This window comes from Monashia sp. HAY1-5C, assembly GCF_056755255.1.
This window is the reverse complement of record NZ_JBPGXG010000127.1, coordinates 1-13,271: the sequence shown is the minus strand read 5'-3', so window position 1 is coordinate 13,271 and position 13,271 is coordinate 1. Positions and strand designations below refer to the sequence as shown.

Sequence of the window (13,271 nt, the reverse complement as noted above, 5' to 3'; positions counted from 1 at the left end):
CTCCGTCGTCGGCAGCGTCAAATGTGTATAAGAGACAGCTCGCGGTCTCGGACGACACCGGATCCCACGTGGGGTCGGCGGGCGGAGGTGCTGGCGGGCTACGTCTCGGTGTCCTTGATGTCGGCCAGGACGGCGCCGGAGGTGACGGTCTGGCCGACGGTGGCGCTCAGTCCGGTGATGATGCCGGGTTTGTGGGCGGTGATGGGTTGTTCCATCTTCATGGCCTCCAGGACGAGGACGAGGTCGCCGGCGGCGACGGTGGCCCCGTCGGCGACGGCGATCTTGACGATGGTGCCCTGCATCGGGGCGGTCAGGGAGTCCCCGGAGGCGGCGGCGCCGCCCTTGGACGCGCCGGCGCGTTTCGGGGCCTTCTTGCGGGTGGTGGCCGCGCCGTTGCCGATGGCCAGGTCGCCGGGCAGGGACACCTCGAGGCGGCGGCCGCCGACCTCGACGACGACGGTCTGGCGCGGCTCGGGGGCCGCGCCGGCGGCGTCGGGGCCGGTGACGGCGTAGGCGGGGATCTGGTTGTCGAACTCGGTCTCGATCCAGCGGGTGTGGATGGTGAAGGGCTGGTCCGGGTCGGTCGGGGCGAACGCGGGGTCGGTGACGACGGCGCGGTGGAACGGGACGACGGTGGGCATGCCCTCGATCTGCAGCTCGGCCAGGGCGCGGCGGGCCCGCTGCAGGGCCTGGGTGCGGTCGCGGCCGGTGACGATGAGCTTGGCGATCATCGAGTCGAACGCGCCGGCGACGGTGTCGCCCTGCACGATGCCGGCGTCCCAGCGCACCCCGGGGCCGTGCGGCACGACCATCCGGGTCACGGTGCCGGGGGCGGGCAGGAACCCGCGGCCGGGGTCCTCGCCGTTGATCCGGAACTCGATGGAGTGCGCGTGCGGTTCCGGGTCGACCTCGTCGAGGTGCTCGCCGTTCGCGATGCGGAACTGCTCGCGGACCAGGTCGATGCCGGTGACCTCCTCGGAGACCGGGTGCTCGACCTGCAGGCGGGTGTTGACCTCCAGGAAGCTGATGTCGCCGGCCGGGCCGACGAGGAACTCGCAGGTGCCGGCGCCGACGTAGCCGGCCTCGCGCAGGATGGCCTTGGACGCGCGCAGCAGCTCGGTGTGCTGGGCCTCGGTCAGGAACGGGGCGGGGGCCTCCTCGACGAGCTTCTGGTTGCGGCGCTGCAGCGAGCAGTCCCGAGTCGAGACGACGACGACGGTGCCGTGCTGGTCGGCCAGGCACTGGGTCTCCACGTGCCGGGGCTTGTCCAGGAACCGTTCGACGAAGCACTCGCCGCGCCCGAACGCGGTGACGGCCTCGCGGACCGCGGACTCGAACAGGTGCGGGATCTCCTCCAGGGTGCGGGCCACCTTCAGGCCGCGGCCGCCGCCGCCGTAGGCGGCCTTGATCGCGACCGGCAGCCCGTACTCCTTCGCGAAGGCGATGACCTCGTCGGCGTCGGCGACCGGGTCGGTGGTGCCGGGCACCAGCGGCGCGCCGGCCTTGGTGGCGATGTGGCGGGCCTTGACCTTGTCACCGAGGGCGTCGATGGCCTCCGGGCCGGGGCCGATCCAGGTCAGGCCGGCGTCGATGACCTTCTGCGCGAAGCCGGCGTTCTCGGCCAGGAACCCGTAGCCGGGGTGGACCGCGTCGGCCCCGGAGCGGGCCGCGACCTCGAGCAGCTTGTCCTGGTCCAGGTAGCTCTCACCGGGGGTCGCCCCGCCGAGGGCGAACGCCTCGTCGGCGACCGTGACGTGCAACGCGTCCCGGTCCGGGTCGGCGTACACGGCCACCGAGGCGATGCCGGCGTCGGTGCAGGCCCGGGCGATCCGGACGGCGATCTCACCACGGTTGGCGATCAAGACCTTGCTGATGGGAGCCATGGTTCGGACTCTAGCGGCTGGGCCGTGGCCCGCTTTCCGGTCACCCGGCTCATTCCCGCCGTCTCGCCGTGAGGTCCAGCACATTGCCGGACCGTCCCCGATCTAGCGTGTGTCCCATGACGCCACGACAGACGGTCCCGACCCTTCCTCTCGGCCACGCCAGCACCCCGGGCCTCGCCGTGCCCCAGCTCGGCTTCGGTGTCTGGGAGGTCCCGGACGCCGAGGTCGACGCCGCCGCCGGGCGCGCGCTCGAGGTCGGCTACCGCCACCTGGACACCGCGCGGCTCTACGGCAACGAGGCGGGCATCGGCCGCGTCCTCGCCGCGTCCGAGCTGCCCCGCGACGACGTCTTCGTCACGACGAAGGTCTGGAACGACGACCACGACGACGTCCGCGGCGCCTTCGACGCGTCCATGGGGCGGCTCGGCCTCGACGTGCTCGACCTCTACCTCATCCACTGGCCCGCGCCGAAGCAGGACCGGTACGTCGCCGCGTGGCGCTCGATGCTCGAGCTGCAGCAGGAGGGACGCGTCCGTTCGGTCGGCGTGTGCAACTTCCAGGTGCCGCACCTGCAGCGACTCCTCGACGAGACCGGGGTGCTGCCCTCCGTCAACCAGGTGGAGCTGAGCCCGTACCTCCAGCAGCGTGAGCTGCGTGCCTTCCACGAGGAGCACGGGATCGTCACGGAGGCGTGGAGCCCGCTCGCCGTCCGGGCGGGTCTCCTCGAGGACCCGGTCGTCACCGACGTCGCGCGCCGACTCGACGTCTCGCCGGCCCGCGTCGTCCTGCGGTGGCACATCGAGCTCGGCAACGTCGTCCTGACGCGGTCGGTGACGCCCGAGCGCATCGAGGAGAACGCCCGCCTCTTCGACTTCGCCCTCGACCGCGAGGCTCTCGATGCCCTGGCCGGCCTCGACCGCGGACGGCGCACGGGCCCGGACCCCGACACGTTCGGCTGACGGGTTCCCCACCCCGTCGCTAGGGTGCGGCCATGGACGAGGGGGTGGTCGGGCAGCACGTCGCCGGGCGCGGACGGGCCGGCCTCAGCGTCTGCGTGGTCACGTACGAGCGCGCGGCCTTCCTCGACCGCTGCCTGGCCGGTATCGCCGCTCTCGAGGACCCCGTCGACGAGGTGGTCGTCGTCGACGCGTCGGCCAGGGACAGGAGTGCGGAGGTCGACGCGCACGACGTGCCGCTGCACTTCGTCTGGGCGCCGCAGCTGGCCGGCTGGATGACACGGTCCCGCAACGAGGCGCTGCGCCGGGTCACCGGTGAGGTCGTGGCCTTCCTCGACGACGACGTCGTCGTCGAACCCGGCTGGTCCGGGGCGGTGCGCGCCGCGTACCGCGACCCCTCCGTCGCGGCCGTCGCCGGTCGCACCCGCAACGGGATCGCGGGAGAGGAGCGCTACGACCAGCCGGTCGGGCGCTACCTGCCGAACGGCCGCCTGACCGAAGGGTTCGCCGTGACGGCGGACGCCCCGTTCGAGGTCGACCACGGGATCGGCGCCAACATGTCGTTCCGGCGCTCGGTGCTGGCCGACCTCGGCGGGTTCCGCGACGACTACCCGGGCACCGCGCTGCGCGAGGACACCGACGTGTTCCTGCGTGTCGGGCGGATCGGCGGACGAGTCGTCTTCGCCCCTGACGCCGTGGTCGACCACCTGCCCGCGCCGCACGTCAGGGGCGCCCGGTTCGACACCCGCTACAAGCTGTACGGACGCCGCAACCACGCGGTCATGGTGGCGCGGCATCGCGGTCTGGGCTCGGCCGACCTGCGCCGCTGGGTGGCTGGTGAGCTTCGTGGTGTCGGCGGGGCGTCGGGTCTGCGGGCTCGCGCCCTGCGGTTGGGTGTGACGGTCATGGGGATCGGCTGGGGGCTGGGTGCGGCTGTGCGACAGGCGTCGTGGGGTCCGTCCGAGCCGCGCCGCACGGGCCCACAGGCCGAGGACCTCCGCGCTCTGCTCTCCGGCTGAGGCGGACCGGCTCACCCGGGTGTGGTGGGCCCGGCATGGACGGGGCTGGGCGGGCTCCCTGCGCCGCAGTACGTTGGCGGCATGGGTCTGTTCTCCCGCCGCAAGAGCTCCGAGGTCACCGACACCGAGGGGCGACCCGCCGTCGACGAGGCCCCGGAGACCGACGACTCGTTGGTGCCCGACCCCTCGGGGCGTCCGGAGAGCCGCCCACTCGGTGAGGAGGAGCGCGCCCGGATCTCCGCGGGCCTGGACCGCGCTCGGACGCTCGGGGTGGACGTCGACGACCTGGAGTCCATCGGTTCGCACTTCGACCAGCAGTTCCGCGCCGTCCAGGCGGACCCGTCGGCCGGGGGCGGGTCCGACGTCGTGGTCGACACCTTCGCCATCGCGATCGGTGAGCACCTGACACGACACAGCGCCCGGGACTGGGCCGTGGTCACCGATGCCTTCGGCACGGACCTGGGACTCGTCGCGGCACGGGCCGACACCGTGGTCGTCCCGCACAACCTCGTCGGCGCCCGGTGGATGCGTGGCGAGACGGGCTGGATCCCGGGCGTCGTGTCGCACCTGGTCCGCCTGCGTCCTCGCCCGCGCTGAGCGGGCCCTTAGGATCGCGGTCATGAACGGAACGGACGGTGCCACCGGTGACACGGATGCGCGCAGCCGACGCGACCTGGAGCAGGGCATCGAACGCGACTTCACGCGCCGGATGTCGTACGGCGACTACCTGCGTCTCGACACGCTGCTGAGCGCGCAACAGCCGCTCAGCGACCCCCCGCAGCACGACGAGCTGCTCTTCATCATCCAGCACCAGACGTCCGAGCTGTGGCTCAAGCTGATGATCCACGAGCTGCGGTCCGCCCGGAACCTCCTCGCCTCCGACGAGCTGGCCCCCGCCCTCAAGAGGCTCGCCCGGGTCAAGCACATCCAGCACTCGCTGACGGACCAGTGGTCGGTGCTCGCGACGCTGACGCCGAGCGAGTACGCGCAGATCCGGCCCTTCCTCGCCACGAGCTCCGGGTTCCAGTCGGCGCAGTACCGCGAGGTCGAGTTCCTCCTCGGCAACAAGAACGCCGACATGGTGGCGGTCTTCTCCCATGACGAGACGGCCCGCACCGCGCTCGACGAGCTGCTGCACGAGCCGAGTCTCTACGACGCGTTCCTGGCCTACCTGGCGCGCCGCGGATATGCGGTCCCCGCGCACCTGCTCGAGCGGGACTGGACCCAGCCGTACCGGCTCGAGCCGGGACTCGTGGACGTCTTCGCCGGTGTCTACGCGGCGCCGCACGACCACTGGGGCGTGTACGAGACCTGCGAGGAGCTCGTCGACCTCGAGGACAACTTCCAGCAGTGGCGGTTCCGGCACCTGCAGGTCGTCCAGCGGACCATCGGCCAGAAGACGGGGACCGGAGGTTCGAGCGGCGTCGACTTCCTGCGTCGGGCCCTCGACCTCACGTTCTTCCCCGAGCTCTACGAGGTGCGCACCCGGATCGGCGGCTGACCGCCGGCACGGGCGGGCCGGGGCCCCTGGTCACGCTCCGGTCAGCCTCGGGTCAGGCTCCGATGGAGCGGGACGGCACGACGAACCTGCTGCGCCGAGGCTCGCACTGGCAGGTGCACTCGGCGATGCAGAGCTCCTCGAAGCACGCGTCGGGGCACGAGCACTCCGGCTCGAGCTGCCGGGGAGGCCGTGTCAGGGGCTGCGGGCCGCGCATGAGCCGGGCGCGGGTCTCGAGCTCGCCCTCGGTCGGGTGGTCCGCGGGGCGCTCACGCCGCGGGCCGTCGGCCAGGGCGCGGTCCCGCGCCGGCCGGAGACCGTACCAACCCCTCGCCGGCCGTCGGTCGTAGCGCGGGTAGGCCCACCGCTCGTAGGGCACCTCGTCCGGAGGCGCCACGTCCAGGTGCGCCGGGAAGCGGCGCCCCTGGTTGTCCCGGACGCCGTCCACCGGCACCGGCTCGACCTCCTGTCCGCTGGAGTCGAGGACAGCCAGCCGGAGCCCGGCGAGCTCGAGGATCTTGCTCAAGGTCGCGAGGCTCGGCAGGCCTGTTCCCGACTCGATGCGGGCCACCGACGCCGGGGCCAGACCGACCCGTGCGGCGAGGTCTCGCTGGCTGAGGTCGGCCCGGCGCCGCACGCGCACCACCAGGCGCCCCACGTAATCGGGATCGGAGAACGACGGTGCAGCGGGAGCGACCATGGACCGACGCTGTCACGACCCACCGACAGAGGCGGCCGGGTCCAAGGTGCCGGCCCCCGACCTCTACGTCAGTGCTCAGTGAGAGTGAGCAGTGACGTAGCGGTCGGAGGGTGTCGCTGCGGGGCGTGGGGGTGCTGCTGGTACGTCAGTGCTCAGTCAGAGTGAGCAGTGACGTAGCCGTGGGAGGGTGTGGCTGCGGGGGCGTGGGGGTGCTGCTGGTACGTCAGTGCTCAGTCAGAGTGAGCAGTGACGTAGCCGTGGGACGGTGTGGCTGCGGGGGCGTGGGGGTGCTGCTGGTACGTCAGTGCTCAGTCAGAGTGAGCAGTGACGTAGCGGTGGGAGGGTGTGGCTGCGGGGGCGTGGGGGTGCTGCTGGTACGTCAGTGCTCAGTGAGAGTGAGCAGTGACGTAGCGGTGGGTGTCGCCGCGGCGGCGTGGGGTGCTGCTGGTACGTCAGTGCTCAGTGAGAGTGAGCAGTGACGTAGGAAGGGGCGGCCGACCTGGCCCGGGCGCAGGTCACGCCGCGGTCCTGGCACGCACCTGGCGCTTGATGCGGGCCAGCATGGCGACCATGCCGCGCATGCGCAGCGGGGAGACGGCCTCGGCGAGGCCGAACCGCATCGGGGCGTCGTCCGGGACGGCGAGGACCTCTGCCGCGGTCAGCCCGTCGAGGCCCTCGTGGAGGATGCCCGCGAAGCCGCGGGTCGTGGGTGCCTCCGCGGGGGCGTCGAAGAACAGGTGGACCGCGCGGTCGTCCAACGACGACCCGTCGTCCACCTCGACCGTGAGGAACAGCGGTGACTGGCACTCGTCGACGCGCTCGAGCCGGTCGAGGTGGCCGACATAGCGCTCGGGCAGGGCGGGCAGCTCGTCGCTGAACTCGAGGAGCAGCTGCAGCTTGAGGTCGGTCGAGGCGGTGCGGAAGTCCTCGGCGATCTCGGCCAAGGCCGTCGGGAGGGGAGTGTCGGTCATCGGGATCAGGGCGCCTCGGTCGGTCCGGTCACTTCTCGATGGGGACACGAACGGCGTTGCCCCACTCGGTCCACGACCCGTCGTAGTTGCGGACCGCCTCGAAGCCGAGCAGGTGCGTCAGGACGAACCACGTGTGCGACGAGCGCTCGCCGATGCGGCAGTAGGCGACGACGTCGTCCGTCGGTGCCAGGCCCTGCTCGGCCAGGTAGATCGCCTCCAGCTCCTCGCGCGACTTGAACGTGCCGTCCTCGTTCGCCGCGCGGGCCCACGGCACCGACCTTGCGCCGGGGATGTGCCCGCCGCGCATCGCGCCCTCCTGGGGGTAGTCCGGCATGTGGAGCAGCTCGCCCGAGTACTCGCCGGGCGAGCGAACGTCGACGAGCGGCTTGCCGAGGTGGGCGAGCACGTCGTCCTTGAAGGCGCGGATCGGGGCGTCGTCACGCTCGGCCACGGGGTACTGGGCCGGCTTCGGCGTCGGGACCTCACGCGTCAGCTCGCGGCCCTCCGCGACCCATTTCGCGCGGCCGCCGTCGAGGAGACGGACGTCCTCGTGGCCGAAGAGGCTGAACACCCACAGGGCGTAGGCGGCCCACCAGTTGCTCTTGTCGCCGTAGATGACGACCGTCGTGTCGCGCGCGATGCCGCGGGCGCCCAGGACCTCGGCAAAGCGCGCGCCGTCCACGTAGTCCCGGGTCACCGGGTCGTTGAGGTCGACGTGCCAGTCGATCTTCAGGGCTCCGGGGATGTGGCCGGTGTCGTAGAGCAGCACGTCCTCGTCCGACTCGAGCAGGGCGATCCCGTCCGGGCCGCCGACGTTGCCCGCGGCCAGCTGCTCGGCCAGCCACTCGGTGGTGACGAGACGCTCGGGGTGTGCGTAGGCGGAGAACTTCGGGTCTGCAGCGCTCATGCCGCCATCGTGTCACGACCGGGCGCGAGTTCCGCTAGGGGGACCCATAACGCAGCGTCATGGGTGCCGCACCGCGTTGGACGGGCCTCAGGAGGCGTCGGACTCCAGCCGGGCGAGGTCCTCGCGGCACCGGCGCTCGAACTCACCGAGCTCGGCGATGGCGTCCTGCACGTCCCGCAGCCGCTGGTCGAGGTCCGCGCGGCGCTCGTCGATCTGGCCGAGGACGTACTCCAGCTGGGCGCGGCGGCCCCGGGGAGCGTCGAACAGGTCGATGATCGTGCGGATCTGCTCGAGCGGGAAGCCGAGCCGCTTGCCGCGCAGGATGAGGTTGAGGCGGGTGCGGTCGCGCCGGTGGTAGACCCGCTGCGTGCCGCGCCGCTCGGGGGAGATGAGCCCGAGCTCCTCGTAGTGGCGCACCGTGCGATGCGTGACGCCGAACTCCTCGGCGACCTGCGCGATGGTCCATGTCGGCGCACTTGTCATGGCTTCGATCGTGCTTTACGTTTACGTAAGCGTCAAGCGCATCCCACAAGGAGAACACTGATGTTCGAGCTGAGCCCGGAGCACGAGGACTTCCGACAGGTCGTCCGCGACTTCGCCGAGAAGGAGGTCGCGCCGAACATCGCAAAGTGGGACGCCGCCTCCCACTTCCCCACCGACCTCGTGCCGAAGATGGGCGACCTCGGCCTGTTCGGACTCGTCGTGCCCGAGGAGTACGGCGGCAGCGCGGCGCCGGGGCAGGGCGACTTCACGAGCCTCTGTGTCGCCATCGAGGAGCTCGGCCGCATCGACCAGTCGATCGGCATCACCCTGTCGGCCGGCGTCGGCCTCGGCATCAACCCGATCCTCACGTACGGCGACGAGGAGCAGAAGCAGCGCTTCCTGCCCGACCTCGTCGCCGGGCGGGCGCTCGCCGGCTTCGGCCTCACCGAGCCCGAGGCCGGCTCCGACGCGGGCGCCACGCGGACGAGGGCCGTGCGCGACGGCGAGGAGTGGGTGCTCAACGGCGCGAAGGCCTTCATCACCAACTCCGGCACCGACATCACCTCGGTCGTCACCGTCACCGCCCGCACCGGCACGGACGAGGACGGCTCGGCCCGGATCTCCGCGATCATGGTGCCCGCCGGCACGCCGGGCTTCGTCGTCGAGCCCGCCTACCACAAGCTCGGCTGGCACGTCTCCGACACCCATGGCCTCACCTTCGAGGACTGCCGGGTGCCGGTGGCCAACCTGCTCGGCGCCGAGGGGGAGGGTTTCAAGCAGTTCCTCAAGACCCTCGACGACGGCCGCATCGCCATCGCCTCCCTCGCCGTCGGCTGCGCGCAGGCGTGCCTCGAGCTGGCCACCGACTACGCCAGGACCCGTACCGCGTTCGGCAAGCCGATCGGCGTCAACCAGGGCGTCTCGTTCCAGATCGCCGACCTCGCGGTCAGCGTCGAGGCCGCCCGGACCCTGACCTACAAGGCCGCCTGGCTCAAGGACGAGCTGCACGAGGGCCGCCGGTCGGTCAAGGAGGTCAAGCACGCCGCGGCCATCGCCAAGCTGTACGCCACCGAGGCAGCCGTGACCGCCACCCGCATCGCGACCCAGGTCTTCGGCGGCAACGGCTTCATGGAGGAGTTCCCGGTGGCCCGGTTCTACCGGGACGCCAAGATCCTCGAGATCGGCGAAGGCACCTCCGAGGTCCAGCGGATGCTCATCGCCCGTGGCCTGGGGCTGCCGGCATGAGCACCGGCCACCACGCGCCGGACCCCCGCGTCGGTGACGTCCGACGCCGCCTCGCGGCCGCGCACGCCGCGTCCGAGCTGCCCCCGGAGAAGGCGAAGGCCAAGCTCGACAGCCAGGGCAAGATCTACGTCCGCGACCGCATCGCCCTGCTCTTCGACGAGGGCAGCTTCGTCGAGGACGGCCGCTACGCCAACGCGCTCGCGCCCGGCCTGCCGGCCGACGGCGTCGTCACCGGTCGCGGCACCGTGGACGGACGCCCCGCCGTCGTCATCGCCAACGACCCGACCGTGAAGGCCGGGTCCTGGGGGTCGCGCACCGTCGAGAAGATCGTCCGGGCGACGGAGATGGCGCTGCGCGAGGAGCTGCCCGTCTTCTGGTTCGTCGACTCCGCCGGCGCCCGCATCACCGACCAGGTCGAGATGTTCCCGGGCCGCCGCGGCGCGGGTCGGATCTTCCACAACCAGGTGGCGCTCTCGGGCAAGGTGCCGCAGATCTGCTGCCTGTTCGGCCCGAGCGCGGCCGGCGGTGCGTACATCCCGAGCTTCTGCGACCTCATCATCATGGTCGAGGGCAACGCGTCGATGTATCTCGGCAGCCCGCGCATGGCCGAGATGGTCGTCGGCGAGAAGGTCACCCTCGAGGAGATGGGCGGTGCGCGCATGCACTGCAGCGTCTCCGGCGTCGGCGACCTGCTGGCGCACGACGACGTCGAGGCGATCGAGCTGGCCAAGCTCTACTTCTCCTACGTGCCCGGCTCGTGGCGCGACAGCCCGCCGACCTACCACCCGGAGGACCCCGCCGAGCCGCTGACCGAGCACACGGTGCCGGAGCGCGAGTCGGTCCCCTTCGACATCCACGAGGTCATCGACGGGCTCGTCGACGACGACTCGTTCTTCGAGCTGAAACCGCTCTGGGCCGGCGAGCTGGTCATCGGGTTCGGTCGGATCGCCGGCGAAACCGTCGGCATCGTCGCCAACAACTCGCTCGTCAAGGGCGGGGTCCTGTTCACCGACAGCGCCGACAAGGCCGCGCGCTTCATCTGGCTCTGCGACGCCTTCTCCATCCCGCTCGTCTACCTCGCCGACGTGCCGGGGTTCATGATCGGCTCCGATGTCGAGCGCGGCGGCATCATCCGGCACGGCGCCAAGATGGTCAGCGCCGTCTCGTCGGCCACCGTGCCCCAGTTCTGCGTCGTCGTCCGCAAGGCCTACGGGGCCGGGCTCTACGCCATGGGCGGGCCGGGCTTCGGGCCCGACGCGACCATCGCGCTGCCGACCGCGCGGATCGCCGTCATGGGCCCCGAGGCCGCCGTCAACGCCGTCTACGCCAACAAGATCGCCGAGATCGAGCAGCAGCAGGGCGAGGCGGCCCGCGACGCCTTCGTCGCCGAGCGTCGCCGCGAGTACGAGGAGGACGTCGACATCGAACGGCTGGCCGCGGACCTCGTCGTCGACGCGGTCATCGAGGCCTCCGAACTGCGCTCGGAGCTGGCCCGGCGTCTGGCCTATGCTTCCCGGCGTGACCGTCACTTCAGCGACCGCCGACGCTCCGTCCCGCCGGTCTGAGTCGCGCCTCGGTCACCGCCTCGAGCACCCGGACCGGGCCGTCGAGGCGCACCAGCCCTTCTGGCGCCGGTTCCCCGTCTGGTTCCCCTTCGCCGTCTACGCGGTGTCCCGGGTCTTCGTTCTCGTCGCCGGCAGCTACCTGGCCCGGTACCAGATCCCGCTGCCCATCGGCACGCAGAACATCCGCATCTTCTACCCGTCGCCCGCCGACCCCGGCTACCTCGTCGCGATGACGAACTGGGACGGCCAGTGGTACCGCGTCATCGCCGAGCACGGGTACCCGGCCGTCCTCCCACGGGCGGGCTGGGGCGGCATCGACATGAACCCGTGGGCCTTCTTCCCGGTGTTCCCGATGACCGTCGGGCTCGTCATGAAGCTGACGGGCCTGCCGTTCGTCCTCGTCGCGCCGCTGCTGTCGACCCTCGTCGGGTTCGCCGCGATGCACATGCTCTTCAAGCTCGTCGACGAGGTCGTCGGCCGCTGGGAGGCCGTCGTCGCCGTCGTCGCGACGTGCTTCTACATCGCCTCGCCGGCGTTCTCCGCCTCGTACACCGAGTCGACGGCACTGCTCGGCGTCACGACGACGCTGTGGTTGCTGCGCCGCCGCCGGTACGGCTGGGTCGTGCTCGCCCTGCTCGTGCTGTCGCTGAGCCGCAACGTCGTCATCGCCATGGTCCCGGTCATCCTCGCCCACGCCGCGGTCCGCTGGTGGAAGAAGGACGAGGGCACCAACCCGGTGCGGTTCCGCTGGCTCATGGCGGGGCTCGCGGCCTACGCCGGTGCCCTGACCTGGCTGTGGCCGACGATCGTGTCGATCGCCACCGAGACCCCCGACGCCTACAACCAGACGATGCTGGCCTGGAACATCCAGACCAAGGTCAAGCTCTACCTGTGGTGGAACCTGCTCTACGACTACTGGGGTGTCATCGGCCAGGTTCTCGGCATCGCCGGGGTGGCCGCCTTCGCCTGGTTCATGCTGTCGCGGCACTCGTGGCGGTGGGGCCCGGAGATCTGGGGCTGGGCCGGTGCGTACCCGGCGTACCTGCTCCTCGTCACGAGCACGACGCCGAGCCGGATCCGGTACGCGATGCTCGCGTTCCCGATGACGCTCGTCATCGCCTGGTTCCTCAGGCTGCCCCGGGTCGAGCGCTACCGCTGGTGGGTCCTCGGGCTCATCGTCGTCGCCGGAGCGGCGCAGATGTGGTGGTGGACCGAGAACTACCTCGTCATCGAGAACCTCACCGACGACCTCTACCCCTGACCGGGCAGACGGATTACCGGCTCGGCGGTCGCCTCACTCCGCCGAGCGCCCTACGACGTCGAACCACTCGATGCCGGCGTCGGCGAGCAGCTCGCGCAGCAGGGGCAGCGACAGGCCGACGACGTTGTGGTGGTCGCCCTCGACGGCCGTGACGAACGCGCCGCCGAGCCCGTCGACGGTGAACGCGCCCGCGACGCTCAGCGGCTCGCCGGTGGCGACGTAGGCCTCGATCTCGTCGTCGGACAGGCGCGCGAAGTGGACGGTCGTCGAGGCGGTCGCCCCGAGCGTCGCCCCGGAGTCGTCGCGGTCGTCGACGAGCCAGTGACCCGTGTGCAGCACGCCGGACCGTCCCCGCATCCGGCGCCAGCGGGAGACCGCCTCGGCCCCGTCCGCCGGCTTGCCGTGCATCTCTCCGTCGAGCTCCAGCACCGAGTCGCAGCCCAGCACGAGGGCCGCCCGGTCCGAGCGGGCGGCGACCTCCTCGGCCTTCGCCCGGGCCAGCAGCAGCGCGATGTCGGCCGGTTCGAGGGGCCCGTAGCGCTCGGTCGCCTCGGCGAGGGCGAGGTCCTCGTCGACGCCGCTGACCATGACGATCGGGTCGATGCCGGCCCGGCGCAGCGTCTCGAGACGAGCGGGGGACGCCGAGGCGAGGACGACGCTGACACGGGCGGGCGCGGAGAGGGGGTCAGTCGCCATGCGGGCAGCATACGGCCAGGGCCGGGGGGGGCCCCCGGATGGAAGGGGGCAGGCCAGCGCAAGGAGAACCCGCCCCCCCCCTCCCCC

13 protein-coding genes are annotated in these 13,271 nt (G+C 71.6%); 7 read left to right on the top strand and 6 right to left on the bottom strand.

Translation table 11 applies throughout. The features are described 5' to 3' along the window. Positions 1-98 precede the first annotated feature (98 nt). Positions 99-1,883, bottom strand: a complete 1,785-nt coding sequence (locus ACR9ZK_RS17050; RefSeq protein WP_481343144.1) for an acetyl/propionyl/methylcrotonyl-CoA carboxylase subunit alpha — start codon at positions 1,881-1,883, stop codon at positions 99-101. 116 nt (positions 1,884-1,999) lie between these two features. On the opposite strand from ACR9ZK_RS17050, the gene ACR9ZK_RS17045 reads away from it, so the two are divergent. The 4 genes from ACR9ZK_RS17045 (at position 2,000) to kynA (ending at position 5,359) form a co-directional block, all read left to right on the top strand. Continuing rightward, a complete protein-coding gene (locus tag ACR9ZK_RS17045) occupies positions 2,000-2,842 on the top strand; it encodes an aldo/keto reductase (RefSeq protein ID WP_481343143.1) in 843 nt (280 codons plus the stop codon). 32 nt (positions 2,843-2,874) lie between these two features. Beyond that, the gene (locus ACR9ZK_RS17040) at positions 2,875-3,858 is read left to right on the top strand and encodes a glycosyltransferase family 2 protein (protein ID WP_481343142.1); all 984 of its coding nucleotides are present in this window, start codon (positions 2,875-2,877) and stop codon (positions 3,856-3,858) included. Positions 3,859-3,939: 81 nt separating this feature from the next. Then, a complete protein-coding gene (locus tag ACR9ZK_RS17035; protein WP_481343141.1) occupies positions 3,940-4,455 on the top strand; it encodes a DUF3806 domain-containing protein in 516 nt (171 codons plus the stop codon). Between the two features lie 22 nt (positions 4,456-4,477). Then, the gene (kynA, locus tag ACR9ZK_RS17030) at positions 4,478-5,359 is read left to right on the top strand and encodes a tryptophan 2,3-dioxygenase (RefSeq protein ID WP_481343140.1); all 882 of its coding nucleotides are present in this window, start codon (positions 4,478-4,480) and stop codon (positions 5,357-5,359) included. Positions 5,360-5,411: 52 nt separating this feature from the next. On the opposite strand, the gene ACR9ZK_RS17025 is transcribed toward kynA, so the two are convergent. The 4 genes from ACR9ZK_RS17025 to ACR9ZK_RS17010 form a co-directional block, all read right to left on the bottom strand. Beyond that, positions 5,412-6,056: a helix-turn-helix domain-containing protein gene (locus tag ACR9ZK_RS17025; protein WP_481343139.1), complete on the bottom strand. Its 645-nt coding sequence runs from the start codon at positions 6,054-6,056 to the stop codon at positions 5,412-5,414. A 515-nt stretch (positions 6,057-6,571) separates the two neighbouring features. Continuing rightward, the gene (locus ACR9ZK_RS17020; protein ID WP_481343138.1) at positions 6,572-7,027 is read right to left on the bottom strand and encodes a SufE family protein; all 456 of its coding nucleotides are present in this window, start codon (positions 7,025-7,027) and stop codon (positions 6,572-6,574) included. Positions 7,028-7,055: 28 nt separating this feature from the next. Further along, the gene (locus ACR9ZK_RS17015) at positions 7,056-7,934 is read right to left on the bottom strand and encodes a sulfurtransferase (RefSeq protein ID WP_481343137.1); all 879 of its coding nucleotides are present in this window, start codon (positions 7,932-7,934) and stop codon (positions 7,056-7,058) included. Positions 7,935-8,021: 87 nt separating this feature from the next. Continuing rightward, positions 8,022-8,417: a MerR family transcriptional regulator gene (locus ACR9ZK_RS17010; RefSeq protein ID WP_481343136.1), complete on the bottom strand. Its 396-nt coding sequence runs from the start codon at positions 8,415-8,417 to the stop codon at positions 8,022-8,024. A gap of 60 nt (positions 8,418-8,477) precedes the next feature. Between ACR9ZK_RS17010 and ACR9ZK_RS17005 the strand changes: the two genes are divergently transcribed. The 3 genes from ACR9ZK_RS17005 to ACR9ZK_RS16995 are packed head-to-tail and all read left to right on the top strand — an operon-like array spanning position 8,478 to position 12,488. Continuing rightward, positions 8,478-9,662 carry an acyl-CoA dehydrogenase family protein gene (locus ACR9ZK_RS17005; protein ID WP_481343135.1) on the top strand — a complete coding sequence of 395 codons (1,185 nt, stop codon included), beginning with the start codon at positions 8,478-8,480 and terminating at the stop codon, positions 9,660-9,662. Then, entirely contained in the window at positions 9,659-11,227 is a 1,569-nt protein-coding gene (locus ACR9ZK_RS17000; RefSeq protein WP_481343134.1) for an acyl-CoA carboxylase subunit beta, read from the top strand. The genes ACR9ZK_RS17005 and ACR9ZK_RS17000 overlap by 4 nt, the downstream gene beginning before the upstream one ends. Continuing rightward, positions 11,181-12,488 carry a hypothetical protein gene (locus ACR9ZK_RS16995; protein WP_481343133.1) on the top strand — a complete coding sequence of 436 codons (1,308 nt, stop codon included), beginning with the start codon at positions 11,181-11,183 and terminating at the stop codon, positions 12,486-12,488. Before ACR9ZK_RS17000 ends, ACR9ZK_RS16995 begins: the two co-directional genes overlap by 47 nt. 33 nt (positions 12,489-12,521) lie before the next feature. Here ACR9ZK_RS16995 and ACR9ZK_RS16990 read toward each other — a convergent pair whose 3' ends face one another. Then, positions 12,522-13,184 carry a Maf family protein gene (locus ACR9ZK_RS16990; RefSeq protein WP_481343132.1) on the bottom strand — a complete coding sequence of 221 codons (663 nt, stop codon included), beginning with the start codon at positions 13,182-13,184 and terminating at the stop codon, positions 12,522-12,524. Positions 13,185-13,271: the final 87 nt, after the last annotated feature.